At 73.9% G+C, this 26,198-nt stretch carries 25 protein-coding genes; 14 read left to right on the top strand and 11 right to left on the bottom strand.

The genetic code is table 11. The features are described 5' to 3' along the window. Positions 1-80 precede the first annotated feature (80 nt). From ABT296_RS15510 to ABT296_RS15495, 4 genes are all read left to right on the top strand, one after another. Positions 81-1,505: an MFS transporter gene (locus tag ABT296_RS15510; protein WP_351927336.1), complete on the top strand. Its 1,425-nt coding sequence runs from the start codon at positions 81-83 to the stop codon at positions 1,503-1,505. A 77-nt stretch (positions 1,506-1,582) separates the two neighbouring features. Beyond that, positions 1,583-2,077, top strand: a complete 495-nt coding sequence (locus tag ABT296_RS15505) for a DUF2771 domain-containing protein (RefSeq protein WP_351927334.1) — start codon at positions 1,583-1,585, stop codon at positions 2,075-2,077. Then, positions 2,041-2,733 (top strand): futalosine hydrolase, encoded by a 693-nt coding sequence (locus ABT296_RS15500; protein ID WP_351927332.1) that lies wholly within the window; start codon positions 2,041-2,043, stop codon positions 2,731-2,733. Before ABT296_RS15505 ends, ABT296_RS15500 begins: the two co-directional genes overlap by 37 nt. After that, positions 2,730-3,569 (top strand): 1,4-dihydroxy-6-naphtoate synthase, encoded by an 840-nt coding sequence (locus ABT296_RS15495; protein WP_351927330.1) that lies wholly within the window; start codon positions 2,730-2,732, stop codon positions 3,567-3,569. The genes ABT296_RS15500 and ABT296_RS15495 overlap by 4 nt, the downstream gene beginning before the upstream one ends. A gap of 15 nt (positions 3,570-3,584) precedes the next feature. Here the strand turns inward: ABT296_RS15495 and ABT296_RS15490 are convergent, their stop codons facing one another. Beyond that, a complete protein-coding gene (locus ABT296_RS15490; RefSeq protein ID WP_351927328.1) occupies positions 3,585-3,968 on the bottom strand; it encodes a cold-shock protein in 384 nt (127 codons plus the stop codon). Positions 3,969-4,133: 165 nt separating this feature from the next. Here ABT296_RS15490 and ABT296_RS15485 point away from each other — a divergent pair, with 165 nt between their 5' ends. Further along, the gene (locus ABT296_RS15485; protein WP_351927326.1) at positions 4,134-4,382 is read left to right on the top strand and encodes a hypothetical protein; all 249 of its coding nucleotides are present in this window, start codon (positions 4,134-4,136) and stop codon (positions 4,380-4,382) included. Here ABT296_RS15485 and ABT296_RS15480 read toward each other — a convergent pair. After that, on the bottom strand, positions 4,361-5,008 hold the full coding sequence (locus ABT296_RS15480; RefSeq protein ID WP_351927324.1) for an HAD family hydrolase: 648 nt from the start codon (positions 5,006-5,008) through the stop codon (positions 4,361-4,363). The genes ABT296_RS15485 and ABT296_RS15480 overlap by 22 nt on opposite strands. A 23-nt stretch (positions 5,009-5,031) precedes the next feature. Beyond that, positions 5,032-6,006, bottom strand: coding sequence for a hypothetical protein (locus ABT296_RS15475; RefSeq protein ID WP_351927322.1), 975 nt, complete (start codon positions 6,004-6,006; stop codon positions 5,032-5,034). 133 nt (positions 6,007-6,139) lie between these two features. Here ABT296_RS15475 and ABT296_RS15470 point away from each other — a divergent pair, with 133 nt between their 5' ends. Together ABT296_RS15470 and ABT296_RS15465 are read left to right on the top strand one after the other, a co-directional pair. Next, on the top strand, positions 6,140-8,662 hold the full coding sequence (locus ABT296_RS15470; RefSeq protein WP_351927320.1) for a helicase-associated domain-containing protein: 2,523 nt from the start codon (positions 6,140-6,142) through the stop codon (positions 8,660-8,662). Between the two features lie 82 nt (positions 8,663-8,744). After that, positions 8,745-10,391 (top strand): DNA repair helicase XPB, encoded by a 1,647-nt coding sequence (locus ABT296_RS15465; RefSeq protein WP_351927318.1) that lies wholly within the window; start codon positions 8,745-8,747, stop codon positions 10,389-10,391. Between the two features lie 33 nt (positions 10,392-10,424). Here ABT296_RS15465 and ABT296_RS15460 read toward each other — a convergent pair whose 3' ends face one another. After that, a complete protein-coding gene (locus ABT296_RS15460) occupies positions 10,425-10,610 on the bottom strand; it encodes a hypothetical protein (protein WP_351927316.1) in 186 nt (61 codons plus the stop codon). 350 nt (positions 10,611-10,960) lie between these two features. On the opposite strand from ABT296_RS15460, the gene ABT296_RS15455 reads away from it, so the two are divergent. After that, the gene (locus tag ABT296_RS15455) at positions 10,961-13,003 is read left to right on the top strand and encodes a HelD family protein (RefSeq protein ID WP_351927314.1); all 2,043 of its coding nucleotides are present in this window, start codon (positions 10,961-10,963) and stop codon (positions 13,001-13,003) included. Between the two features lie 325 nt (positions 13,004-13,328). Here ABT296_RS15455 and ABT296_RS15450 read toward each other — a convergent pair whose 3' ends face one another. Next, positions 13,329-14,021, bottom strand: a complete 693-nt coding sequence (locus ABT296_RS15450; RefSeq protein WP_351927312.1) for a copper homeostasis protein CutC — start codon at positions 14,019-14,021, stop codon at positions 13,329-13,331. Between the two features lie 121 nt (positions 14,022-14,142). Between ABT296_RS15450 and ABT296_RS15445 the strand changes: the two genes are divergently transcribed. Together ABT296_RS15445 and ABT296_RS15440 are read left to right on the top strand one after the other, a co-directional pair. Beyond that, the gene (locus ABT296_RS15445; protein ID WP_351927310.1) at positions 14,143-14,805 is read left to right on the top strand and encodes an HD domain-containing protein; all 663 of its coding nucleotides are present in this window, start codon (positions 14,143-14,145) and stop codon (positions 14,803-14,805) included. Between the two features lie 9 nt (positions 14,806-14,814). Further along, positions 14,815-15,927, top strand: coding sequence for a GNAT family N-acetyltransferase (locus ABT296_RS15440; protein ID WP_502977252.1), 1,113 nt, complete (start codon positions 14,815-14,817; stop codon positions 15,925-15,927). An 8-nt stretch (positions 15,928-15,935) separates the two neighbouring features. Here the strand turns inward: ABT296_RS15440 and ABT296_RS15435 are convergent, their stop codons facing one another. Beyond that, a complete protein-coding gene (locus tag ABT296_RS15435) occupies positions 15,936-16,199 on the bottom strand; it encodes a DUF4031 domain-containing protein (RefSeq protein WP_351927308.1) in 264 nt (87 codons plus the stop codon). After that, positions 16,196-16,579 (bottom strand): DUF8819 family protein, encoded by a 384-nt coding sequence (locus ABT296_RS15430; RefSeq protein WP_351927306.1) that lies wholly within the window; start codon positions 16,577-16,579, stop codon positions 16,196-16,198. Before ABT296_RS15430 ends, ABT296_RS15435 begins: the two co-directional genes overlap by 4 nt. Positions 16,580-16,634: 55 nt before the next feature. Between ABT296_RS15430 and ABT296_RS15425 the strand changes: the two genes are divergently transcribed. From ABT296_RS15425 to ABT296_RS15415, 3 genes are all read left to right on the top strand, one after another. Continuing rightward, positions 16,635-17,549 (top strand): MurR/RpiR family transcriptional regulator, encoded by a 915-nt coding sequence (locus ABT296_RS15425; protein WP_351927304.1) that lies wholly within the window; start codon positions 16,635-16,637, stop codon positions 17,547-17,549. 86 nt (positions 17,550-17,635) lie between these two features. Beyond that, positions 17,636-18,571 (top strand): N-acetylmuramic acid 6-phosphate etherase, encoded by a 936-nt coding sequence (gene murQ, locus ABT296_RS15420; RefSeq protein ID WP_351927303.1) that lies wholly within the window; start codon positions 17,636-17,638, stop codon positions 18,569-18,571. A 16-nt stretch (positions 18,572-18,587) separates the two neighbouring features. Then, positions 18,588-19,916, top strand: a complete 1,329-nt coding sequence (locus ABT296_RS15415; protein ID WP_351927301.1) for a PTS transporter subunit EIIC — start codon at positions 18,588-18,590, stop codon at positions 19,914-19,916. Between the two features lie 39 nt (positions 19,917-19,955). Here the strand turns inward: ABT296_RS15415 and ABT296_RS15410 are convergent, their stop codons facing one another. Beyond that, positions 19,956-21,023: a tyrosine-protein phosphatase gene (locus ABT296_RS15410; protein WP_351927299.1), complete on the bottom strand. Its 1,068-nt coding sequence runs from the start codon at positions 21,021-21,023 to the stop codon at positions 19,956-19,958. A gap of 180 nt (positions 21,024-21,203) precedes the next feature. Between ABT296_RS15410 and ABT296_RS15405 the strand changes: the two genes are divergently transcribed. Then, on the top strand, positions 21,204-22,166 hold the full coding sequence (locus ABT296_RS15405) for an ankyrin repeat domain-containing protein (protein ID WP_351927297.1): 963 nt from the start codon (positions 21,204-21,206) through the stop codon (positions 22,164-22,166). 54 nt (positions 22,167-22,220) lie between these two features. Here the strand turns inward: ABT296_RS15405 and ABT296_RS15400 are convergent, their stop codons facing one another. The 3 genes from ABT296_RS15400 to ABT296_RS15390 form a co-directional block, all read right to left on the bottom strand. Then, a complete protein-coding gene (locus tag ABT296_RS15400) occupies positions 22,221-23,690 on the bottom strand; it encodes an MFS transporter (RefSeq protein WP_351927295.1) in 1,470 nt (489 codons plus the stop codon). 209 nt (positions 23,691-23,899) lie between these two features. Continuing rightward, positions 23,900-24,784 carry a metallophosphoesterase gene (locus ABT296_RS15395; RefSeq protein WP_351927293.1) on the bottom strand — a complete coding sequence of 295 codons (885 nt, stop codon included), beginning with the start codon at positions 24,782-24,784 and terminating at the stop codon, positions 23,900-23,902. A 73-nt stretch (positions 24,785-24,857) separates the two neighbouring features. Beyond that, complete coding sequence (locus ABT296_RS15390) at positions 24,858-25,988, bottom strand: NADH:flavin oxidoreductase (protein ID WP_351927291.1); 1,131 nt, start codon at positions 25,986-25,988, stop codon at positions 24,858-24,860. Positions 25,989-26,198: the final 210 nt, after the last annotated feature.

The raw sequence follows: 26,198 nt of genomic DNA, 5'->3' as shown, positions 1-26,198 counted from the left end.
GGTCGCAAACCACGGACAAAGCCACCGCCATACGCGCGGTAACCGCACTACAAGAGCCGATCTCGGGGCACTATGACGTCGTGGCAGCCGCGCGGACGCCTCAAGGAGCCACCGGGGTCGGTGGGGACAGGGGCCGCAGTCGAGGCGGCGGTTCGGGCCGGATCGGCGGCGCCGTCCGCTCCGTCGGCCGTGCCCTGCACTTTCCGGTCACCGGCCCCGCCCGCGGCATCCGCAAGGCCACCCACGCCCACGGGGCGGGCGAGTCGGGCCTGGGCAAACTGATCGAACTGCACGCCGTGAACGGCGCCGGCGACGTCATGATCACCGTGGCGCTCGCCTCCACCGTGTTCTTCTCCGTCCCCACCGACGAGGCCCGGGGCCGGGTCGCGATGTACCTCGCGATCACCATGCTGCCGTTCACCCTCCTCGCTCCGGTGATCGGCCCGCTGCTGGACCGGGTCCCGCACGGCCGCCGGGCCGCGATGGCGTGCGCGATGCTCGCCCGCGCCCTGCTCGCCCTCGTGCTGTCCGGCGCGGTGATCACCGGCAGCATCCAGCTGTACCCGGCGGCACTCGGCGTCCTGGTCGCCTCCAAGGCGTACGGCGTCGTGCGCAGCGCCGTCGTCCCACGGCTGCTGCCGCCCAAGTTCTCCCTGGTCAAGGCGAACTCGCGGGTGACCCTCGGCGGGCTCCTCGCCACCGGTGTGGCCGCGCCCATCGGCGCGGGACTCCAGGCGCTGGGACCGCGCTGGCCGCTCTACGGCGCCTTCGTGATCTTCGTGGCGGGGACGATCCTGTCGTTCACCCTGCCGCGGAAGGTGGACTCGGCCAAGGGCGAGGACACCGCGCTGCTCGCCGCGGACGCCCAGCATCTGCACGGGCCGCACCTCAAGCCCGTCAAGCGTCCCGGGCTGCGCACGGTCGGTATCGCCGTCACCCACGCGCTCGGCGCCAACGCCTCCCTGCGCTGCCTGTCCGGCTTCCTGATCTTCTTCCTGGCCTTCCTGCTGCGCGAGCATCCGCTGGCCGGCCAGAGCGCCGCGGTGTCGCTGGGGATAGTGGCCGTCTCGGCCGGCGTGGGCAACGCCTGCGGTACGGCGGTCGGCGCGTGGCTGAGATCGCGCGCCCCGGAGATCATCATCGTGACCGTGGTGGCCTGTGTGCTGGCCGCCGCGATCACCGCCGCCGTCCTGTTCAGCGCGGCCCTGGTGGCCTGCCTCGCGGCGGTCGCCGGGTTCTGCCAGGCGCTGGCCAAACTCTCCCTGGACGCGCTGATCCAGCGGGACGTGCCGGAACTGGTGCGCACCTCGGCCTTCGCCCGCTCCGAGACGCTCCTGCAGATGTCGTGGGTGCTCGGCGGCGCCATCGGCATCGTGCTGCCCCTGAACGGCGTCCTCGGCATGTCGGTGGCCGCCGTCATCGTCGGCGCGGGCTGGCTGACCACCGTCCGCGGCCTGATCAGCTCCGCCCGCCACGGCGGCTCACCGCGCGGGCGGGTGGCGTAGGCCCTCGGAACGCTTCACCGCGGCACGCCGTACCCCCACGTAAAGAGAGCGCAGTAAGGTCCCGATAACCTTCGCCCATGACCACGCTGCAATCCGTTGTGCGACGCCGCCGCGCCGTCGCAGCCGCCGGCGCCGTTTCCGCCGGACTGCTCGTTCTGTCTGCCTGCGACAAGCCCACGCCGATCGCGACGATCACCGTCGGCACCTCCTCGGTCAGCGAGGAGGCCACCTGCGGTGGCGGGGACGAGACGCTGAAGACCGAGGACCTGACGGCGTGCCTGAAGGACACCGACATCAAGTCCCTCACCGTCGACCCCGACAAAACCGTCCGCATCGGCGTCGACCCCGAGATCGCCGACAAGCGCTGGTCGATCCTGATGAACGGCCAGCCGATCACCGACGACTTCGACAAGACGTACCAGGAGATCCCGGGCAGCGTCTTCTTCAACGCCCAGTACGGCGCGCAGGGCAACTCCACGCTCGTCTCCATCAAGGCGGGCGACGGCGAGAAGGGCGGCGAGGCGGTCACCGGGCTGTGGTCCTTCAAGCTGAAGAAGGAAGACGAGGACTGACCACGTCCCCCGTACGGGTCCTCGTAGCCACCGCGGTCCCCGCCGAACGGGACGCGGTGGCCGAGGCGTACCCCGGTGACGTACTGGCCGTGGGCGTCGGCCCCGCCCGCGCCGCCGCCGGCACCGCCACCGCGCTGACCCGGGCCGCCCTCGCCGGCACCCCCTACGACCTGGTGGTCTCCGCCGGGATCGCCGGCGGATTCGCCCCGCACGCGCCCCTCGGCTCCCTCGTCGTCGCCGACGAGATCACCGTCGCCGATCTGGGCGCCGAGACCCCCGACGGCTTCGTCCCCGTCACCGAGCTCGGTTTCGGCACCGTCACCCACCACCCGCCCGCCGACCTGGTACGCCGGGCGGCGGCCGCGGCGGGCGCGCTGACCGGCGCCGTCCTCACCGTCTCCACCGTCACCGGCAGCGCCGCCCGCGCCGACGCGCTCCGGGCCGGCCACCCCACCGCCCTCGCCGAGGCCATGGAGGGCTTCGGGGTCGCCGAGGCGGCCGCCGCGCACCGGGTGCCCGTGCTGGAGATCCGGGCCGTCTCCAACCCGGTCGGCCCGCGCGACCGCGCCGCCTGGGCCGTCCCCGCCGCCCTGGCCGCCCTGACCACGGGCTTCGGGAAGATCACGCCCGTACTGGAGAGTTGGAAGTCGGTATGAGCCTTCGCATCGCGTACTCCCCCTGCCCCAACGACACGTTCGTCTTCGACGCCCTCGCCCACGGCCGCGTCCCCGGCGCGCCCGGGCTGGACGTGACGTTCGCGGACATCGACCTCACCAACGGCATGGCCGAGCGCGGCGAGTTCGACGTGCTGAAGGTGTCGTACGCGGTGCTGCCCTACGTCCTCGACGAGTACGCGCTGCTGCCCTGCGGGGGCGCGCTGGGCCGGGGCTGCGGCCCGCTGGTGCTGACCCGGGAGGCGGGCACGGACCTGACCGGCCGGACGGTCGCGGTGCCCAGCGAGCGGTCGACGGCGTACCTGCTCTTCCGGCTGTGGGCGGCGGACACCCTCGGCGGCGGGGTCGGCGAGATCGTGGTGATGCCGTTCCACGAGATCATGCCCGCGGTGCGGGACGGCAAGGTGGACGCCGGGCTGGTCATCCACGAGGCCCGGTTCACGTACCGGAACTACGGTCTGCACAAGCTCGCCGACATGGGCGAGCACTGGGAGCACACCACCGGGCTGCCGATCCCGCTGGGCGCGATCATCGCCAAGCGCGCGCTGGGCGCCGAGCGTCTCACCGCGCTCGCCGACGCGGTCCGCGCCTCGGTGCGGGCGGCCTGGGACGACCCCGAGATCTCCCGGCCCTATGTCATGGAGCACGCCCAGGAGATGGACCCGGCCGTCGCCGACCAGCACATCGGGCTGTACGTCAACGAGTTCACCGCCGGTCTCGGCGAGGACGGCTATGCCGCGGTGCGCGGACTGCTGACCCGCGCCGCGGCCGAGGGGCTGTTGCCGCCCCTCGGCCCGGAGGCACTGGAATTCCCCTGAACTCCGGCCCGACGGCTATACGTCGAGCTGGTCGGCGACCGCGCGGAGCAGTCCGGCGATCTTCTTTCCGGACGCCTTGTCGGGGTAACGGCCCTTCTCCAGCATGGGCGTGATGTTCTCCAGCAGGGTCGTCAGATCCTGCACGATCGAGGCGAGTTCGTCCGGCTTCTTGCGCTGGGCCGCCGCGACCGAGGGCGTCGGGTCGAGGACGGTGACGGAGAGGGCCTGGTCGCCGCGCTGTCCGGCGACCACGCCGAACTCCACGCGCTGACCGGGCTTGAGCGTCTCCACTCCGGCGGGGAGAACCGAGGAATGCACGAAGACGTCACCGCCGTCGTCACGGGAGAGAAAGCCGAAGCCCTTCTCACTGTTGAACCACTTGACTTTGCCGGTAGGCACGTCTGTCCTCGTCCTCGTACTCGTCGGAAAACTGCTTCTGAAAAGGGGTCTTGATAGCACTGCGGCGGGTCGACCTTGACCCGCCGGTTCCAAGGCTAATGGTCTTCGGGCCGGTGACAAGACGTCCCCCGGTTGTTCTCTCGGGCAGGGAACTACCCTGGTCGAGTGCGTGACAAAACCCAAACGAATTCCGCCGGGCCCGGTGACCGACTGATCCGGGTCGGAGGCGTCGTGTTCCTTGTCGGTGCGGTGGCCACTCTGGTCACCGTGGCCCCGCTGCTGCTCGGGACGGATCCCTTTCCCACGTTCATGTTCGGTCTGAGCATGCTCATGGGGGTCGGATTCCTGATCGCCGGCGCGGGGGTGTTCCGGTCAATCGCGGCGGGGCGCCGTCAGGCGCGCGCGGGACGGTAGGCGGCCAGCCAGTCGGGGAAGTGCGTGAGGTCGGCGAGGACGACGTCGGCGCCGGCCGCGCGCAGGGCGTCGGCGTCGTAGGGGCCGGTCGCCACGGCCACCGAGAGGGCCTCGGCGGCCCGGGCGCCCCGGATGTCGCCGAGGTGGTCGCCGACGTAGACGCCCGCTCCGTGCTCCCGCAGCGCCTCCGCCTTGCGTTCGGCCCACAGGTCGCCGATGACCGCGTCGGGCTCGATGCCGAGGTGTGCGAGGTGCAGCTTGGCGTTGGGCTCGTACTTGGCGGTGACGACGATCGCGCGTCCGCCGGCCGCGCGCACGGCGGCGATGGCCTCGGCGGCGCCCGGCAGGGCCGGGGTGGCGGCTATGGCGTGCTGCGGGTACATCGCCCGGTACAGCTCGGCGGTCGCGGTGATCCGCTCCGCGGGGAACCAGTGGGCGAGCTCCTCCTCCAGCGGCGGGCCGAGCCGGGTGACCGCGAGGTCGGCGTCGACGTAGGTCCCGGTCCGCTCGGCGAGGGCGGTGTAGCAGGCGTGGATGCCGGGGCGGGAGTCGATCAGGGTCATGTCGAGGTCGAAGCCGACGGTCGGGGCGGGCTCGGGGTGCGCGGTGAAGGCCATATGGGCCATTGTGCCCAGCCGGTCCGGCGGACCTACTTCTGCCTCTGCGACCGCCACACCAGGTACAGCGCCGAGGCGACCGCGGCGCCCCGCAGGACCCAGGGCCAGGTCCCGGCGACGGCGTCGCCCAGCTGCCCCTCGGCGACGGGGTCGCCCCAGCGGCCCTCGGTACGGCCCCACAGCCAGACGACGCCCGCGGCGGCGGCGAGGCCGGGCACGATCACGACGGCGCCCTTGCGTTCGCCGTCGGTCAGCCGGCGGGAGCCGTAGGCGAGGAGCCAGCCGAGGATCAGCACGACGAGGTTGCCGAGGACGGCGCCGGCCACGAGCAGGGCGGCGGCCAGGAGCAGCAGGGGGTTCTGCCGGCTCTTCAGGGCGCCGGCGGGCAGGAGCCGGAAGCGTCGGCGTCCGGCGGACTCGTCCGCTGCCTCGGTCGGCTCGGCCTTCTCGGTCTTCTCCGTGGCCGCGGGGGCCTTGGCCGGCTCCTTGGGTTCCTTCGGCGGTGGGGGCTTGAGCAGTTCGGGGATCTCCACGCCGCCGACGAAGCCGGGGACCTCGTCACCGATTCCGAAGGGGCTGGAGTCCAGCCGCCACCAGTCCGGCTGGGCGGCGCTGTCCCCGAGTTCGTGGGTGGCGGCGAGGTGCGGCGGGGAGGGGATGTCGGCGTCCGGGGCGGCCTCGGCGGGGCGGGGGCGCGGCACGATGCGGCGCAGTCTCCGGGGCTGCCCGTCGGGCTGCTCGGGCACGGCGGGGGCCGGTGGCCGGGGTGCGGCTCCGCCGCGGCCGCCGGCGGCCGTGACGATGTCGTCGGGGGTGCCGAGGCGTTCGATGATCCGGCGTACGGCGGCGGGCGAGTCGACGGGGACCTTGGCCCGGCGCCGGTCGATCTCGTTGCGCAGTTCCGAAACGAGCCGCATCCGAGTGGCCGACGGCAACTGCCGTTGCTGAGCGACGTCTCCGACGCGGCTCAGATACTCGTAGACGACCTGGTCGCTCTCAATCCCCACGAAGTCCCTCCGGGGGTCGCCGTGTTGAAACCCCGCGCGACGAAGGTACCGTGTCGCACCGCCGGGACGGCCGAGGGAGGTCGTGCGACGCGGGCGAACCCGATCGTCATACCCAGCCGCTAACGTGGGTCGGATGAGCGACCCGGCACCCTCGCCCCGTTCCCTCGCGGAAGCGCTCCGCGTGCGGGACGACGCCTCCCTGGCCGTGCTTCTGCGCAGCCGTCCCGACCTCATCACGCCCGTCCCGACGGATCTGACGCAGCTCGCGACGCGGGCCGGCACCCGGGCCTCCGTGGTCCGGGCCCTGGAGCGGCTGGACCGTTTCGCGCTGCAGACGGCCGAGGCGCTGGCCGTGGCCTCGGACCCGGCGCCGTACGCGGAGCTGCTGCGGCTGACGGCCGGCGACGAGGGCGACCCCGCGGTGGCGGGCGCGCTGCCCCGTGCCGTCGCCCTGCTGCGCGAGCAGGCCCTGGTGTGGGGGGACGACGAGCGGCTGCGGCTGGTGCGCACCGCCCGTGAGCTGCTCACCCCGAGCCCTCAGCATCCGTCCCCGACCGGGCTGGGGCCGACCGTGCGGGAGGCGTCCTCGGGGATGTCACCGGGCCGGGTGCAGGAGATCGTCGCCGCCGCCGGGCTGCCCTCCACGCATGACGCGGTCTCCGCGGTCACCGCGTTGACGGGGCTGTTCGCGGACCGGCGCCGGATGTCCGGGCTGCTGGCCGGCGCCCCGGCGGAGTCCCTGGAGGTGCTGTCCCGGCTGGTGTGGGGGCCGCCGTACGGGCAGGTCACGGCCGATCCGGCGGCGCATCTGCGGTGGCTGCTGGACCGCGGGCTGCTGCTGCCGACCTCGCCGGGCACGGTCGTCCTGCCCCGCGAGGTGGCGCTGCATCTGCGCGGCGGCCGCGCGCACCGGGCGACCGAGCCGCTGCCGCCCGCCGTGGAGGCCGCCGCCACGCATCCCGCGCGGGTGGTGGACGCGACGGCGGCCGGGCAGGCGCACAACGCGCTGGCGACCGTGGAGGAGCTGCTCAAGGACTGGGACGAGGGCGGGCCCGCGGTGCTGCGGGCGGGCGGGCTCAGCGTCCGCGACCTCAAGCGCACGGCCGTCGCCCTCGACGTCGCCGAGCCGGTCGCCGCGTTCTGGGTGGAGCTGGCGCTGGCCGCCGGACTGCTGGCCTCCGACGGTGAGGCCGACGAGCGGTTCGCGGCGACGCCCGCCTACGACGAGTGGCTGGAGCAGGCCCCGCATCTGCGGTGGGCGCGGTTGGCGCGGGCCTGGCTGACGGCGACCAGGACGGCGGGGCTGGTCGGCGGGCGGGACGCCAAGGACCGTACGCTCTCCGCGCTCGGCCCGGGACTGGACCGTTCGGCTGCGCCCGAGGTGCGGCACCGGGTGCTGGCGCTGCTGGCCGGGCTGCCGCAGGGCGGTGCGGCGGACCCCGCCTCGGTGCTGGCCCGGCTGGGCTGGGAGCGGCCGTTGCGGGGGCCGCAGAAGGGCGAGGACCTGCGCGGACAGCTGGCCGGGTGGACGCTGGAGGAGGCGGAGCGGCTCGGGGTGACCGGGCGCGGCGCGCTGTCGGCGCACGGGCGGGCCCTGCTGGGTCTGCCGGAGCCGAGGGGGCACGACCGGGCGGGGAGGGAGCCCGCCGGGCCGGGCGACAAGCTTCCCGTCCATCACCATCCGGTGCCGGCCGCGGCGCCGCTGACCGCGCCGGAGCAGGCCACGGCCGCCGCGGCGGCGGCGCGGCTGCTGGCGCCGCTGCTGCCCGAGCCGCTGGACCACGTCCTGCTCCAGGCGGACCTGACCGCGGTGGCCCCGGGCCCGCTCCGGCGGCCCCTGGCGGACATGCTCGGTGTGCTCGCGGACGTGGAGTCCAAGGGCGGCGCCACGGTCTACCGCTTCACGCCCGGCTCGGTGCGCAGGGCCCTGGACTCCGGTCAGGCCGCGTCCGACCTGCACGCCTTCCTCGCCGCGCACTCCCGTACGCCGGTGCCGCAGCCGCTGGCGTACCTGATCGACGACGTGGCCCGCAAGCACGGTCATCTGCGGGTGGGCGCGGCGTCCGCGTACGTGCGCTGCGACGACGACGCGATGCTGAACGAGATCCTCGCCGACAAGCGGGCCGCGGGTCTGCGGCTGCGGCGGCTGGCGCCGACGGTGCTGGCCGCGCAGGCCGATCCGGCGGCGCTGCTGGAGGGGCTGCGCGCGATGGGGTTCGCGCCGGCCGCGGAGTCCGCGGAGGGCGACGTCCTGATCACGCGGGCGCTGGCCCACCGCACGCCGCCGCGCACCGCGCCGGAACCGGTGCCGGACGGTCCGCCGGTGCCGGACGGGACGCTGCTGTCGGCGGCGATCCGGGCGATCCGGGCGGGCGACCTCGCCTCCACCGCCCCGCGCAAGCAGCCCGCGCTCTCCGGCGGCGAACTCCCCCGCACCAGTGCCGCGGAGACCCTCGCCACGATGCAGGCGGCGGTCCTGACGGGCGAGGCCGTGTGGATCGGCTACGTCAACGCCGAGGGCTCCGCCAGCCAGCGGGTGATCGCCCCGATCCGCGTCGAGGGCGGCTTCGTGACGGCGTACGACCACACCGCGGACGAGGTCCGCACCTATCCCCTGCACCGGGTGACGGGGGTGGCGGAGCTGGCGGACGAGTAGACCGCGGTGTGATCCACGCCGCCCGCGACCGGGCGCGGCTGGGGCACACTGGAGGTTTGGACCCGTCCGGAGGGATGCGTACGTGAACGGACCGCTGATCGTCCAATCAGACAAGACACTGCTCCTGGAGGTCGACCACGAGCAGGCGGACGCGTGCCGTCGTGCCATCGCGCCGTTCGCCGAGCTGGAGCGGGCGCCGGAGCACATCCACACCTACCGGGTGACGCCGCTGGGGCTGTGGAACGCGCGGGCCGCCGGGCACGACGCCGAGCAGGTCGTGGACGCGCTGGTGGAGTTCAGCCGGTATCCGGTGCCGCACGCGCTGCTGGTGGACGTCGCCGAGACGATGGACCGGTACGGCAGGCTGACGCTCTCCAAGCATCCCGCGCACGGGCTCGTGCTGACCAGCACCGACCGGCCGGTGCTGGAGGAGGTGCTGCGTTCCAAGCGGATCGCTCCGCTGGTCGGCGCCCGGATCGACCCGGACACCGTCGTCGTCCACCCCTCCGAGCGCGGGCAGATCAAGCAGACGCTGCTGAAGCTGGGCTGGCCGGCCGAGGACCTCGCCGGGTACGTCGACGGCGAGGCGCACCCCATCGACCTGGCCGAGGACGGGTGGGCGCTCAGGCCCTACCAGCGGCAGGCCGTGGAGAACTTCTGGCACGGCGGGAGCGGGGTCGTGGTGCTGCCCTGCGGGGCGGGCAAGACCCTGGTCGGGGCGGGGGCGATGGCTCAGGCCAGGTCGACGACGCTGATCCTCGTCACCAACACCGTCTCGGCCCGGCAGTGGAAGCACGAGCTGGTGAAGCGGACCTCGCTGACCGAGGACGAGATCGGCGAGTACAGCGGGACGCGCAAGGAGATCCGGCCGGTCACCATCGCCACGTACCAGGTGCTGACGACCCGGCGGAAGGGTGTCTACCCGCATCTGGAGCTGTTCGACTCCCGGGACTGGGGGCTGATCGTCTACGACGAGGTGCATCTGCTGCCCGCGCCGGTCTTCAAGTTCACGGCGGATCTCCAGGCGCGGCGGCGGCTGGGGCTGACGGCGACGCTGGTGCGGGAGGACGGCCGGGAGTCGGACGTGTTCTCGCTGATCGGGCCGAAGCGGTTCGACGCTCCGTGGAAGGAGATCGAGGCGCAGGGGTACATCGCGCCGGCGGACTGTGTCGAGGTGCGGGTGAACCTCACCGACTCCGAGCGGCTCGCCTACGCGACCGCCGAGCAGGAGGAGAAGTACCGCTTCTGTGCGACGACGGCCACCAAGCGCAAGGTGACGGAGGCGCTGGTGCGGCGGTTCGCGGGCCAGCAGATCCTGGTCATCGGGCAGTACATCGACCAGCTCGACGAGCTGGGCGAGCATCTGGACGCGCCCGTGATCAAGGGCGAGACCCCCAACGCGCAGCGCGAGAAGCTCTTCGACGCCTTCCGTGAGGGCGAGATCAGTGTGCTGGTGGTGTCGAAGGTCGCGAACTTCTCCATCGACCTGCCGGAGGCCACGGTCGCCATCCAGGTCTCGGGCACCTTCGGCTCCCGCCAGGAGGAGGCGCAGCGGCTGGGGCGGGTGCTGCGGCCCAAGGCCGACGGCCACAAGGCGCACTTCTACTCGGTGGTCGCCCGGGACACGATCGACCAGGACTTCGCCGCGCACCGCCAGCGGTTCCTCGCCGAGCAGGGGTACGCGTACCGGATCGTGGACGCGGACGAGCTGCTGGCGGAGGGCTCCTGAGCGGTCCGTGACGGTGGGCCGGTGCGGGGTCGCTCACCTGCGGCGTACACCCGCTTCCTCGCCGTACTCGCCGAGGACGACGACGTCGTAGGCGGCGCCCGCGAAGACCTTGACGGCGCGCAGGGCGTCGCCGAGGCGGTGGCGGTGGCTGCCGAGGACCGGGGTGGCTCCGGTGGTGGGGTGACGGCCGTGGGCTGGGGTGATGGTCGCTGTGCTCATGTCTCCATGGTGGATTCCGGGACATAAGGAGAGCATCGGTCTCGGGGGCGAACCGGGGTCGGCGCGGGGTCGTACCCGAGGGGGAGGGGCCGCCCTCAAGGAGGAGAGGCGTCCCCTAGGGGGTGGTCCGGGGGCGCTCCGGGGATGGTCCGGGGGCGGTCCGATGATGGTCCGGGGCAGTACGGGGATCGGGATCGGGTGCGGGCGGGAAATCCATTGGCCCGGACCTGGCGCCCTCGCCTACACTCTCCGCTCTTGCCCGCCTCCCTTCGCGGAGTGCCGTCGTCCGGACGGAAACCGGACGGCTTCCCGCAGCGCCCGAACCCCGCAGGCCCACCGGAGGCACCCCCTTGTCCACGCCCATCGACGACCCGCTCTCCCGAGAGCGCTCCCACCTGGCCTCCTCCCGTGCGGCGCTGCGTGCCATGCGTGAGGACGTCGAGGCGCTCGACATCAAGGACGTCACCGCGAACTGGGTGAACGCCGAGGTGCTGGCCCGCCAGATCGACGACCGGATCAAGGCGCTGGCCGACCTGAGCGACACCCCGCTCTTCTTCGGCCGCCTGGACTACCTGCACGCGCCGGGCACGGAGCTGGCCGAGGGTGCCGGGGGCGAGCAGTTCTACATCGGGCGCCGGCACGTGCACGACGCGGCCGGCGATCCGATGGTGATCGACTGGCGGGCGCCGGTGTCGCAGCCGTTCTACCGGGCCTCCAAGAAGGACCCGATGGACGTGGCGCTGCGCCGGCGCTTCGGCTACACGGGCGGCGGCCTCACCGCGTACGAGGACGAGCACCTGTCCGACCCGGCCGAGGCGGCCCGGACCAGCAAGCTGCTCCAGCAGGAGATCGAGCGTCCGCGCGTGGGCCCGATGCGGGACATCGTCGCCACGATCCAGCCCGAGCAGGACGAGATCGTACGGTCCGGTCTGGGCGGCACGGTGTGTGTGCAGGGCGGTCCGGGGACCGGGAAGACGGCGGTGGGCCTGCACCGGGTGGCCTATCTGCTGTACGCCCACCGGGAGCGGCTGGCCCGCACGGGAACGCTGGTGATCGGGCCGAACCGGTCCTTCCTGAACTACATCGAGCAGGTGCTGCCCGCGCTGGGCGAGCTGACGGTACGGCAGGCGACCGTGGACGACCTGGTCGGGCAGGTGGAGGTGCGCGGCACGGACGAGGCGGCCGCGGCGGTCGTCAAGGGTGACGCGCGGATGGCCCGGGTGCTGCGGTCGGCGCTGTACTCCCATGTGACGATGCCCACGGAGCCGGTCGTGGTGGTGCGCGGTTCGCGCCGCTGGCGGGTCGCCTCGTACGAACTCCAGGACATCGTGCGGGAGTTGCTGGACCGGGAGATCCGGTACGGCGCCGCGCGGGAGGCGCTGCCGCAGCGGATCGCGCACGCGGTGCTGGTGCAGATGGAGCGGTCGGGCGAGGCGCCCGACGACCGGGTGCAGGACGCGGTGGCGCGGAACGCCGCGGTGAAGGCGGCGGTGAAGGCGATCTGGCCGGCGGTGGAGCCGGCGAAGCTGGTGCTGCGGCTGCTGACGGACGAGGAGTTCCTCGCGGAGCACGCGCGGGAGGTGCTGACCGAGGAGGAGCGGAAGCTGATCCTGTGGGCGCGTCCGGTGCGGTCGGTGAAGTCGGCGAAGTGGTCGGCGGCGGACGCGGTGCTGATCGACGAGGCGACGGACCTGGACCGGCGGACGCAGTCGCTGGGGCATGTGGTGCTGGACGAGGCACAGGACCTGTCGCCGATGCAGTACCGGGCGGTGGGCCGGCGCTGTACGACGGGTTCGGCGACGGTGCTGGGCGATCTGGCGCAGGGCACGACCCCGTGGGCGACCAGGAGCTGGGCGGAGGCGCTGGCGCACCTGGGCAAGGCGGACGGGCAGGTGGAGGAGCTGACGGCGGGGTTCCGCGTGCCGACGGACGTGATCGCCTACGCCTCGCGGCTGCTCCCGCACATCGCACCGGGGCTGACCCCGGTGGCCTCGGTCCGGGAGAACCCGGGGTTCTTCGAGGTGCGGGAGGTGGGCGGGGTCGCGGAGGTGGTCGCGGCGTGCGGGGAGCTGCTGCGCCACGAGGGCTCCACGGGGCTGATCGCGGCGGACGCGCGGATCCCGGAGCTGGCGCGGGCGCTGGCCGGGGCGGGCATCGGTCACCTCTCCCCCGGTGAGGAGACGACGGAGGAGACCCGCCTCACCCTGGTGCCGGCGTCCCTGGCGAAGGGCCTGGAGTACGACTACGTGGTCCTCGACGAGCCCGCCGCGGTGGTCGCCGGCGAACCCGACGAGCGAACGGGCCTGCGCCGCCTGTACGTCACCCTGACCCGAGCGGTATCAGGCCTGACGGTCACACACACGGCCCCCTTGCCGACCGAGCTGACGGACTGACGGGCTGACGGGCTGAGGGGCGAGGCTGAGGGAGCTGGGCGGATGGGGTGGGGCGGGGCGCCGGGCCTCGTCGTGCCGCCGCCGCCACTCCGCGGGTCGCCGTACCGCCCCGATGTCCGCGCCGCCCGGCAGCAGACTCCGGCGCGGTCGGCATGCGGCGCCGCCGCCACTTGCCGCGGCAGGCCCCGGCACGGAACCCGTCCAATCCGCGCAGGGCACCCGCCACCACGCCTCAGCCCACGCCCCGCAGCGCGGGCGCCTCACCTCAGCGCACGCCAACACCAACCGCCGCACCTGAGCCCGCGCCCCGCGCCGGGAGCAGCGCTCAGACCTCGTCCAGTGCCCGGCGCCACTCCGCCACGGACTCCTGGGAGAGGGGGTGCTGCCAGCCCTGGGGGCGGGCCGCGCCGCCGATGTGGAAGGCGTCGAGGCCGGCGGAGCGCAGGTACGGGACGTGGGCCAGGGTCAGGCCGCCGCCGACGAGCAGTTGCTGCTCGTAGCCCGGTTCGCCGCCTCGCGCGGCCTCCGCCAGCAGGACCGGCAGGCCCTCGTCCACGCCGGCCGCCGATCCCGCGGTGAGGTACGTGTCCAGGCCGGGGAGCCCGTCCAGCGCCTTGCGCAGCGCGTCCCGGTCCGCCGCCCGGTCGATGGCGCGGTGGAACGTCCACCGGCACCCGTCGAGGACCGAGGTGAGCCGCTCCACCGCGTCCAGGTCGACCGCCCCGTCCGCGTCGAGGAACCCGAGCACGAACTCCGACGCCCCGACACCGCGCAGCTCGGCGGCCACCCCGGCCAGCCGGTCGAGGTCGCCCGCGGCGAAGCCGTCCGTCAGCCGGAGCATCACCCGTACCGGGATGTCCACCGCGGCGCGGACGGCCGCGACGGTCCCGGTGGACGGGGTGAGCCCGTCGGCCGCGATGTCGGTGACCAGTTCGAGGCGGTCCGCGCCTCCGGCCTGGGCGGCGACCGCGTCCTCGGCGTCGAGGGCGATCACCTCCAGGACTGCACGCTTGCTCATGGGGCCCCATTCATCGGCTCTATAGGTCTAGTCCAATCCTGTCCCAAGACTACGCCCGCCACACCACGAACCCGCCCCCGGCGGGGTCCGCCCGATGCCCCCGGTCGCGGAGAATGGACCCATGGCCGATCTCGACGACCTCCGCCGGCGCTGGCTGGCGACCCTGCCCCCGGCGCCGGACGGCGCCGGCCACCCCGATCCCGCGCGGTACGGCGAGGAACTGCTCAAGCGCTGGTCGGAGCCGCAGCGGCGGTACCACACGGTCGAGCACCTGGCCGCGGTCCTGGGGCACTTGGACGAGCTGGAGCGGTACGCCGGCGACCCCGTGGCCGTACGCCTGGCGGCGTGGTTCCACGACGCGGTGTACCTGCCGGACCGCTCGACGAACGAGGAGCGGTCCGCGCGGCTGGCCGAGCGGGCCCTGACCGAGGCCGGGGTGCCCGCGGAGCGGGTCGCCGAGGTGGCCCGGCTGGTCCGCCTCACCGTGACCCACGACCCCGCCGAGGACGACGTGGACGGGCAGGTCCTGTGCGACGCGGACCTCGCGGTCCTGGCCTCGCCGCCCGCCGCGTACGCCGCGTACACGGCCGCCGTCCGCGCGGAGTACCACTTCGTGCCGGGCGACGCCTTCCGGACCGGCCGGGCGGCGGTCCTGCGCCAACTGCTGGACCTGCCCAGGCTGTTCAGGACGCCGTACGGGCAGCGCAACTGGGAGGCGACCGCCCGGCACAACCTCGCCGGGGAACTGGAAATGCTCTCGCTGCCGCCGGACCCGTCCGCATAGCCTGCCCGCATGCGACACATGGGCGGGGAACGCGTACAGGAAGCGGTGGCGGGCGCGGTCGGCCTGCTGTCGACGGCGAGCGAGCGGGACTGGGACGCGGTCGAGGCGGCCCGTTCGCAGTGGAGTTGCCGGGAGGCGGCGGTGCACGTCGCCCAGTCCCTGATCGCGTACGCGAGCCGGCTGGCCGCGCGGGGGAAGGACCCGTACGTCCCCTTCGTCGTCGCCGCCGAGGACGGCCGGGGCGGCGAGGGCGCGCTGCGGGCCGTCGAGACCGCCGGCGCCCTGCTCGCCGCCACGATCCGCACCACCCCGCGCGGTCTCCGCGCCCCCCACCCCCGCCCCTTCGGCACCGCGAACCCGGAGGGTTTCGCCGCGCTCGGCGTGGGCGAGGTGCTGCTGCACACGTACGACATCGCCGAGGCCCTGGGGCTCGCCTACCAACCGCCCGCCGAACTGGCCGGGTTCGCCCTGACCCGGCTGCTGCCGCAGGTGCGGCCCGGCCCCACGCCGTGGAGCACCCTGCTGTGGGCGACCGGCCGCGGTGAACTGCCCGGCCGTGCGCCGGTCACGGACTGGCACTGGGTCAACAACCTGGTCGTCCCCGCCGAGCGGCTCACCCTGGAGAGCCTGACCCCGGCGACCGCCGCCGACCTCGCCGCGGGCGGCGACGGGGGCTTCGACTGGGTCGCGGGCGGACCGTACGACGGCACCCGCGAGGCGTCGGGGATGCTGGTGAAGGCGTACGAAGCGGGCGTGCACCGGCCGGAGTTCGGCGCCTTCGTGCTGGTGCGGCAGGAGGACGACCGGGCCGTGGGCGCGATCGGCTTCCACGGCGCGCCCGACGAGGAGGGCCGGGTCGAGATCGGCTACGACCTCGCGGAGTCGGCGCGCGGCCACGGCTACGCGACGGAGGCGCTGGGCGCGCTCGCGGAGTGGGCGCTGGCCAGGGACGACGTACGGACGCTGATGGCGACGGTGGACCACGCCAACCACCCCTCGCAGGCCGTGCTCACCCGGTCCGGTTTCGTCCGGGCGACGGTGGAGGAGGAGCGCGCCCTGGGCGAGAACCACGGGGCGGACGGTCCGCTCCAGGTGTACCTGCGCGGTGGCGGCAGGCATTAGGGCCTGCCCTAGGGCCGGCCCTTCGGGCGGCGCAGGCCCGCTTCGGTCAGCAGGCGCACCACGTCCCGGCTGGTGACCTGCCTCGCTCCGGCGGCGACCGCGTCGGCGTAGCGGTGCGAGGGTATGTCGTAGTGGTCCCGCTCGAACGCCCGGCGGGGCACGCCCAGGCCCTCGGCGAAGGCGTGCAGTTCGGCGAAGGAGACGTCACTGACCAGGTGGGACCACATCCGGCCGTGGCCGGGCCAGGTCGGCGGGTCGATGTACACCGTCACGGGCGGGCCGCTCCGCCCAGCGAGCCGACGGACGCCACCCGCACGCCCGCCTTGTGGCACACCCAGTGCGGATCGGGGCCGAGTTCCGGTTCCACGTCCAGCGCGTGCGGGTCGCCCTGGCCGCAGACCGGGCACAGCGGCCAGCGGCCGTACCGCTCCAGCAGGGCGTCCTGGACGTCCTGCGCGACCAGTCCGGCGACATAGGCGGCGCCCTCCGGCCACTGCTCCACCCACCAGCGGCGCTGGACCACGGAGTCCTCCACCAGGGACACGACGTCCGCCTCGGCGACCTCGCGCGCGACCAGATCGGCGAGCACGAGGGCGCGTGCCGCGTGCAACGCCTGCTCCAGGGGGCCAACGGGGTGGTGGGAGGGATCCATGCCCCCATTGTGCGCACTCTTGACCACAACACTGAAGCGAAAATATCTTTCAACCGTGACCCAGCATGTGAAGGAAACTTTCGGCAAGCCGAGCGGTCCGCCCCCGGCCCCGGCCGCCCTCGCGGCGAAGGTGCGCACGCTGGCACCGTCGATGACCCGCTCCATGCAGCGCGTCGCCGAGGCCGTGGCCGGCGATCCGGCCGGCTGCTCGGCGCTCACCGTCACCGGCCTCGCCGAGCTCACCGGCACCAGCGAGGCCACCGTCGTACGCACCGCCCGGCTGCTCGGCTACCCCGGCTACCGCGATCTGCGCCTCGCCCTCGCCGGACTCGCCGCCCAGCAGCAGTCCGGACGGTCACCGGCGATCACCACCGACATCGCGGTCGACGACCCGATCGCCGACGTCGTCGCCAAACTCGCCTACGACGAGCAGCAGACCCTCGCCGACACCGCGGCCGGACTCGACACCGCCCAGCTCGGCGCGGCCGTCACCGCGATGTCCGGCGCCCGCCGGATCGACGTCTACGGCGTCGGCGCCTCCGGTCTGGTCGCCCAGGACCTCACCCAGAAGCTGCTGCGCATAGGTCTCATAGCCCACGCGCACAGCGATCCGCACCTCGCCGTGACCAACGCCGTCCAGCTGCGCGGGGGCGACGTGGCCGTCGCGATCACCCACTCCGGGTCCACCGGGGACGTGATCGAACCGCTGCGGGCGGCCTTCGAGCACGGCGCCACGACAGTGGCGATCACCGGACGCCCCGACGGGCCGGTCGCCCAGTACGCCGACCACGTACTGACCACGTCCACGGCGCGCGAGAGCGAGCTGCGCCCCGCCGCGATGTCCTCCCGGACCGGTCAACTCCTGGTCGTGGACTGCCTGTTCGTGGGGGTCGCGCAGCGCACGTACGAGACCGCGGCGCCCGCGCTGTCGGCGTCCTACGAGGCGCTCGCCCACCGGCACCGGCGGTAGGGCCGCCCGCTCGTCGCCGTCCCGACCGCCCGGCGACAGCCCCGGCCCGCAAGACGACAGGCCGCACCCGCACCGGAAAGAGCACGATGACCCCTCCGTCCGACCCCCGTGAACTCCGTGCCGAACTGGACTCCCTGACCACCGAGGCGTTCCGGCCCGAACTGGCCGACATCGACAAGCTCCCCACCCTCGACATCGCCCGCCTGATGAACGGCGAGGACACCTCCGTGCCCGCCGCGGTGGCCGCCCGTCTGCCGGAGATCGCCGCCGCCGTCGACGCCGTGGCCGAGCGCATGGCGCGCGGCGGACGGCTCGTCTACGCGGGCGCCGGCACCGCCGGACGGCTCGGGGTGCTCGACGCCTCCGAGTGCCCGCCCACCTTCAACACCGACCCCGCGCAGGTCGTCGGCCTGATCGCGGGCGGCCCCACCGCGATGGTGACGTCGGTCGAGGGCGCCGAGGACTCCGCGGCCCTGGCCCGCGCCGACCTCGACAGGCTCGCCCTCACCCCGCTCGACACGGTGGTCGGCGTCTCGGCCTCCGGCCGCACCCCCTACGCCGTCGGCGCCGTCGAACACGCGCGCGCCCTGGGCGCGTTGACCATCGGCGTGGCCTGCAACGCGCACAGCGCGCTCGCGGCCGCAGCGGACCACGGCATCGAGGTCGTCGTCGGCCCCGAACTGCTCACCGGCTCCACCCGGCTGAAGTCCGGCACGGCGCAGAAGCTCGTCCTCAACATGATCTCGACGATCACGATGATCCGGCTGGGCAAGACGTACGGGAACCTGATGGTCGACGTGCGCGCCTCCAACGACAAGCTGCGCGCCCGGTCCCGCCGGATCGTCGCGCTGGCCACGGGCGCGGAGGACGCGGAGATCGAACGGGCGCTGACCGCCACCGACGGCGAGGTGAAGAACGCCGTCCTCGCCGTCCTCGCCGGCGTGGACGGCCCTACGGCCGCCCGCCTTCTGGAGGAGTCCGGCGGCCATCTGCGTGCCGCGCTGGCGGCGGCGGGCGGCTGAACCGCAGTCTCGGGGGGTGAGCACCTCATGCGACACGGCCGCCGCGATCCTCCCGCTCGTCGGCGGCCCCGCGAACATCACCTCCGTCGCCCACTGCATGACCCGGCTGCGGCTGGGCCTCAGAGACCGCTCCCTGGTGGACGAGGAGGCCCTGCGGGCGGTGCCCGGCGTCCTCGGCGTGGTCGACGACGACACCTACCAGATCGTGCTGGGCCCGGGCGCGGTCGCCCGGGTGACGGCGGACTTCGAGGCGCTGCTGCTGAAGCGGACGCAGGCGGCCCGCAACGCCACCCCGGTGAAGCTGGCCCTGCGCCGGGTCGCGAACGTCTTCGTCCCGCTGATCCCGGCGCTGATCGGCTGCGGGGTGCTGGCGGGCCTCAACGGCCTGCTGCTGAACCTGGGGTGGCTGCCCGGGCTGACGCCCGCCCTGTCCGCCGTCGCCGCCGCCTTCATGGCGCTGATCGCGGTGTTCGTCGGCCACAACACGGCCAAGGAGTTCGGCGGCACGCCGGTGCTCGGCGGCGCGGTCGCGGCGATCGTGGTCTACCCCGGGGTGGCGAAGGTGACGGCGTTCGGGGTGACCCTGGCGCCCGGTCAGGGCGGGGTGCTGGGGGCGCTGGCGGCGGCGCTGCTGGGCACGTACGTCGAGAAGTGGTGTCGGCGCCGGATGCCCGGCACGCTGGACGTGCTGCTGACCCCGACGCTGACGGTCCTGGTGGCGGGCCTGGCCACGCTCTACGGCCTGATGTTCGCGGCCGGCGCGGTGTCGTCGGCCATCGGCACGGCGGCGAACTGGCTGCTGACGACGACCGGGGCGGCCGCCGGGATGGTGCTGGGCGGCCTGTTCCTGCCGTTGGTGATGCTGGGCCTGCACCAGGCCCTGATCCCGGTCCACGCGACCCTCATCGAGGAGCAGGGCCACACCGTCCTGCTGCCCATCCTGGCGATGGCCGGCGCCGGCCAGGTCGGCGCGGCCCTGGCGGTGTACGTGCGGCTGCGCCACGACACCACCCTGCGCACCACCATCAGATCGGCGCTCCCGGCGGGCCTGCTGGGGGTGGGCGAGCCGCTGATCTACGGGGTGTCGCTGCCGCTGGGCCGCCCGTTCCTGACGGCCTGCGCGGGCGGCGCGGCGGGCGGTGCCTTCGTCGGCGGGTTCGCGATGCTCGGCGACCGGGTGGGCGCGACCGCCATCGGCCCGTCGGGCTGGGCCCTGTTCCCGCTGCTGGCGGGCCCCGGCGGCCTCGCCTGGACGGCGGCGGTCTACGCCGGCGGCCTGCTGACGGGGTACGCGGTGGGCTTCGCGGCGACGTACCTGTTCGGGCTGAGGGCGCACACCGGGTGAGGGCGGCGGACGGTGCCGTCCGCCGCCCGTGGCGTGCTCCTAACCGACCAGCAGCTCCGACTTCAGCTCGCGCAGCTCGCGCGCGTCGATGCCGAGTCCCTCGCGCAGGTAGCCGTTGAAGGAGCCGTACTCCTCTCGGACCTCCTGGAAACCGGAGTCGAGGTACTCCGGCCGGACGTCGAGCAGCGGCTTGTAGATCTCGGCCCGGGCGGCGGGCAGCGCGGCGAGCGTGGCCTCGTTGACGACGGCCCGGTAGGTGTTGCTGGCCAGGTAGTCGGCCATGACCGTGTCGCCGGGGACGCCCAGGGCCGTCAGCAGGGCCGCGCTGGACCAGCCGGTGCGGTCCTTGCCCGCGGTGCAGTGGTAGAGCACTCCGCGCTCGTCGTCGGCGACACCCGCGTACACGGTGCTGTAGGCGGCGCGCGCCGAGTCGCCGCTGACCATGGCCTTCTCGCCCTCGACCATCATCGCGGCGGCCTCGGCCCCGGTCGTGGGCAGGGAGGTGAACGCGCCCGAGTCACCGACGACGTCGGCGACGGTGTACGTCGCGCCGGCCGGGACGCGGTCCGGGGCGGCGGCCCGCTCCGACTCCATCCGCAGGTCGAACACCGTGCTGATGCCGAGCCGCGCCAGCTTGGCCAGGTCGGCGTCGGTGAGGTGGTTCAGGGCGTCGGAGCGGTAGACCTCGCCCATCCTCACCCAGTGGCCGTCCTTGGTGCGGTAACCGCCCGCGTCACGGAAGTTGACCGTGCCGTCGAGCTCGATCAGCCGGTCCGCGAGGTGCAGCGAGCCGCCGCGCTCGGGCACCAGGTCGAACCACTGCCGGTCGGCGGCGGTGAGCCCGCGCACGGTCACGTCGCCGTGCGAACCGCCGCGCGCGACGACCTCGCCGCCCGCCTTCACGGTCACCTTGCGTGCCCCGGGCGCCGTCCAGACGATGCGGTACGAGCCGTCGTCGCCGGCGGTCACGGTCGCCGCGGTGAACGGGATGCGCTGGGCGGTGCGCGTGTCGGAGTGCCGGGTGTGGGCGGCGGCGGGCACGGCCGTCGCGGTCGCTGCGAGCGCGGTGAGGGCCAGGGCGGCACCGGCGCGGGTGAGGTTGCTCATGGGACGGATGGTGTGTGCACACATCGACGTCCGGGTGAACTCCGGTCGACTGTCACCTTCTGACAGGGTGGCAGTTTGTGCCAGGTGTCAGTGGGGTCTGCGATGGTCTTGGCAGGGACGGGAGACAGCGGCGGGCCGGGCGCGGTCCGCCGGCGGGGCGTGCGCGTCGAAGGGGGCACCGTGACGGGGCAGGGCTGGGAAGGCATGGATCACCGCGGCTGGCGGGACCACGAGGAGGTGCGGCGGCGCCTCGACGCGGGGGCGGATCCGGAGCGCTGGGGCGTCGGCGGCTCGCGGCCGCTGCACCGGGCGGCGGCGTTCGGCTCGCCCGAAACGGTCGCCGAACTGGCCCGGCGCGTCGCCGACGTGGACGCGCTGGAGGGCGACACGACCGCGCTGTGGGAGGCGCTGGTGTACCGCCGCACGGAGAACGCGCGCGCCCTGGCCGCGGCCGGGGCCGACCTCGGGTGGGTCGGATTCGGCGGCTGGACCCCGGCCCGCCTCGGCCTCGCCGGACCCGAGCCGGACCTCTTCCCGCGCGCCGCGGGCGAGCCCGGTCTGACCGAGGCCGAGCAGGCTGTGGCGGACGAGGGACGACGGCTCACCGCGGCCCTCGGCGGCTGCTACCTGGACGGCCTGGGCCTGGCCTGCGTCGCCGGGATCGACGCCGAGGAGGCGATACGCCGGCTGGCGGCGGCCCCGGCCGACCCGGAACTGATGGAGGAACTCATCGAGGACTTCCTCGACTTCGACATGGACGAGAGCCTGCGGTACGTCGGTGTGACGACCGTGCCGGGCGGCTGCGTCGTCACCCAGCCCTGGGGCTACGCCCCGCAGCGGACCGTCGTCATGCGGCTGCTGTCCGAGGGCACCCACGCCTACGGCCTGTACGCCAACCCCAAGAGCGGCAACCAGGGCTGCGTCTTCCGGGACGGCGTCTGCGAGGGCTCCGACCTGCACCCGGGTGGCGGCCCGGACGTGGACGGCAGCCGCGAGGAGGTCCTGTTCGCCTACGTCCACGGGGGCAACGCCGTCAGCTACAGCCTCGCCCACGCCGGACTGCGCCCGACGGACGCCCGCGCGGTCACCGGCCCGCCCGACCACTGGGTCCGGCTGCCGGAGCGGGACCACTGGGCGGGCTGAGGCGCCCCAGTCCCTCCGGCCGTCCGCGCGGGACTGCCGAAGGGACGGCCGTGCTCAGGACTTCGCCGTCACCGGGGCCGGCGCCGGAGTACCGCCGACGGGGGCCGCGGGGCGGTGGCGGGGGATGAAGGAGGCGACCGCGAAGGCGAGCAGCGCGGCTCCGGCGCCGAGGGCGAGGACCACCTTGAAGCCGTCCTCGGAGGGCAGGGCGTAGCCCCCGAAGTCGGTGGTCATCTGGGCGAGGACGACACCGGCGACGGCGCTCGCGGAGGAGGTTCCGATGGACCGCATCAGGGTGTTGAGGCTGTTGGCGGCGGCCGTCTCGGAGGCGGGCACGGCGCCCATGATCAGCGCGGGCATCGAGCCGTAGGTGAAGCCGATACCGGCGCCGATGACACAGGACACCAGCACGAAGTGCCAGACCTCGGACATCAGCAGGATGTTCAGCACGTAGCCGGCGGCCACGATCAGGGCGCCGATCATCAGGGTGACCTTGGGGCCCTTGGCCTTGGAGACGGCGGCCGAGACGGGGGCGGTGGCCATCATGACCAGACCGGACGGCGCCATGACCAGACCGGCGACCAGCATCGACCGGCCCAGGCCGTACCCGGTCCGCTCGGGCAGCTGGAGAAGCTGCGGCAGCACCAGCGACATCGCGAACATCGCGAAACCGACGGCGATCGAGGCGAGGTTGGTGACGAGCACCTGACGGCGGGCGGTGGTGCGCAGGTCGACCAGCGGCTGCTCCACCCGCAGCTCCCACCAGCCCCAGGCGAGCAGGACGACCACGGCGGCGGTGAACAGGCCGAGCGTGGTGCCGCTGGTCCAGCCCCAGTCGGCGCCCTTGGAGATGCCGAGCAGCAGACAGACCAGGCCGGCCGCCATGCCCAGGCCGCCGACGAGGTCGAAGCGGCCGCCGCTGCGGACCTGGGACTCGGGCACGAAGAGCAGCACGAGCACGATGGCGACGGCGCCGAGCACGGCCGAGGTCCAGAAGAGCGTGTGCCAGTCGAAGTTGTCGGCGATCAGCGCGGCGGCCGGCAGACCGAGGGCGCCGCCGATACCGAGGGAGGCGCTCATCAGGGCGGTGGCGGAGGCGAGCCGCTCGGCGGGCAGTTCGTCGCGCATGATGCTGATGCCGAGCGGGATCACGCCGGAGGCGAGGCCCTGGAGCACCCGTCCGACGACCATCGGGACCAGGGAGTCGCTGAGCGCGCACACCAGTGAGCCGACGACCAGCATGACGGCGCTGACCAGCAGCATGCGCCGCTTGCCGAACATGTCGCCGAGCCGTCCGACGACCGGGGTGGCGACGGCGGCGGCGAGCAGGGTCGCGGTGACCGCCCAGGCGGCGTCCGAGGCCGGGGCGTCCAGCAGCCTCGGCAGCTCCGGGACGATCGGGATGACGAGGGTCTGCATCAGCGAGACGACGATTCCGGCCAGGGCCAGCACCGCCACCACGGCGTTCGTCCTCGGCGGGGCGGAACCCCCGGCCGGGGCGGGCTGGGCGAGGGGGTCGGACATGACGAAGCCTCCGTCGGAACCTGCTGAGGGCCCGCTGAGGACCCACTGAGCGATTGACTCAGGCAACCATAGAGCGGTTGATTGACTTAAGCAAGGGAAATTGGAGGTACGGGGGCAGCCCCCGGGGCGCCCAGGACGGGGCGGTGGCGTCAGTCCCGAGGGCGGTGACGCCAGCCCCACTGGCGGCGTCCGCCCTGCCTGCGGTGGCGTCAGTCACGGGGGCGCCGCGCCTCGACGAAGGCGCCGATCCGCTCCTCGTCCAGCTCGTGGACCGTCTCGTGGGCGCGCGGATCACGGGCGTGGAGGGTGTGGAAGAGGGGCCCCTGCGGACCGCCCAGTTCCACCAGCGTGGCCGAGGCCCCGCGCACCGCGCGCTCGGTGCCGGGCGGTGCCGTCAGATCGATGCGGTTGACCACACCCGGGGTCACCCACACCGGGATCCCGGCGAGGAAGCCGAGGAGCTGGAGGTGGAAGTGCCCGGTGAGCACGGCCCTCACGTCGGTGCCGCGGACGACGTCGGCGAGGGCCCGCGGGTCGCGCAGTCCGAAGAGCCGCTGGAGCGGGTGGTCGAGGGCGACCGGCGGATGGTGGAGGACGAGGACCGTCCCCCGGGCGGCGGGCGTGCGCAGCACCTCGCGCAGCCAGTCGAGCTGGACCTCGCCGAGCCGCCCCCACACCTCCCCCGGCACCAGCGAGTCCAGGGTGACGAACCGCCACCCGTCGACCGTGGTCACCGCGGCCCGCTCCCCGGCGGGGGAGTCCAGGACCAGTTCGGCGCAGTCGCCGCCGTCCGCGCCCAGGTGCCCGCTGCCCAGCACCTTGGCGAAGGCGGTGCGCTCGTCGTGGTTGCCGGTGGTCAGCAGGAGCGGCGCCCCGAGTCCGGCGGCGAACTCCCCCGCCAGTTCCCGGAGGGTGGTGTACGCCTCGACGGCGCCGTCGTCGGCCAGGTCGCCGCTGACCACGACCGCCCCGACGTCCCGCAGGTGCCTCAGCTCGGCGAGCATCAGCCGCAGGGACGCGGTGGCGTTCACGCCGTCGCGGTCGGGCGCGTCGGCGCGGTCGAGATGGGTGTCGGAGAGATGAAGGACCTTCATCTCCCCGAACCTAACGGTCCTCGGGGAGCGGAACCAGGGGGGCACCGTCCGGGCGGGGACCGGCCGGACGGCGTCAGCTCAGCGAGCGCATCGACTGCGGGTCGTACGGGGCCAGTTCCGCCACCCGGCCGGCCAGGACCTTCTCCGCCCAGCGCGGGTCCTGGAGCAGGGCGCGGCCGACGGCGACGAGGTCGAACTCGTCGCGCTCCAGGCGGTCCAGGAGGTTGTCGAGGGAGCCCACCTCGGCGCCCTCGCCCTGGAACGCCTTGATGAAGTCGCCGTTCAGGCCGACCGAGCCGACGGTGATGGCGGGCCGCCCGGTCAACTTCTTCGTCCAGCCCGCCAGGTTGAGGTCGGAGCCGTCGAACTCGGGGAGCCAGTAGCGGCGGGTGGAGGCGTGGAAGGCGTCGACACCGGCCGCCGCGAGCGGGGCGAGGATCGCCTCCAGCTCCTGCGGCGTCTCGGCGAGGCGGGCGTCGTAGGCGCCCTGCTTCCACTGCGAGTAGCGGAAGATCACCGGGAAGTCGGCGGGGACGGACGCGCGCACGGCCGCGACGATCTCCGCCGCGAACTTCGTGCGGGCCACGGGGTCGCCGCCGTAGGCGTCGGTGCGGCGGTTGGTGTTCTCCCACAGGAACTGGTCGATCAGGTAGCCGTGCGCGCCGTGGAGTTCGACGCCGTCGAAGCCGATGCGTTCGGCGGCGGCCGCGGCCTCGGCGAAGGCGCCGATGACGTCGTCCAGGTCCTGGCGGGTCATGGCCCGGCCGGTGCCCTCGGTGCCGTCGACGCGCAGACCGGACGGCCCGACCGCGGGAGCCTCGTCGAAGGGCGGCTGCCCCTGCTCGCGGACCATGCCGATGTGCCACAGCTGCGGGACGATCCGGCCGCCGGCCGCGTGCACCTCGTCGGCGACCTTCGCCCAGCCCGCGAGCTGCTCGGCGCCGTGGAACCGCGGCACCCGGTCGCTCTGCCCGGCGGAGTCGTGCCCGACGTAGGTGCCCTCGGTGACGATCAGGCCCACACCGGCGGCGGCCCGGCGGGCGTAGTACGAGACCACGTCCTCGCCCGGGACGCCGCCCGGGGAGAACATGCGGGTCATCGGCGCCATGGCGATGCGGTTGGGCACGGTCAGGCCGTTGATGGAGACCGGGCGGGACAGGATCTCGGCGGCGCGCGAAGCGGCCCGTTCGGTGGTGGCGGTCACGTGAAGGGCTCCTCGGGATAGACCAGGTGGTATGTGCACACGAATGTATTGCTCGCCCCTCACAACCGACCCGGACCGCGACGGCATTCCGGCCCCCGCCCGATCCCCGCTGTGACCCGCGCCACATCCGGGGCGCCGATCACTCCGATGGGGTGAATCGAACCTGCCGCCGCCCGCCTTTCCGCAGCTCGGCGGGGGTGGGAGCCTTAC

It is taken from the genome of Streptomyces sp. NPDC000983 (genome assembly GCF_040299205.1).
GTDB lineage: Bacteria > Actinomycetota > Actinomycetes > Streptomycetales > Streptomycetaceae > Streptomyces.
The sequence above is the reverse complement of the archived record's forward strand: the minus strand, read 5'-3'. Positions and strand labels throughout refer to the sequence as shown.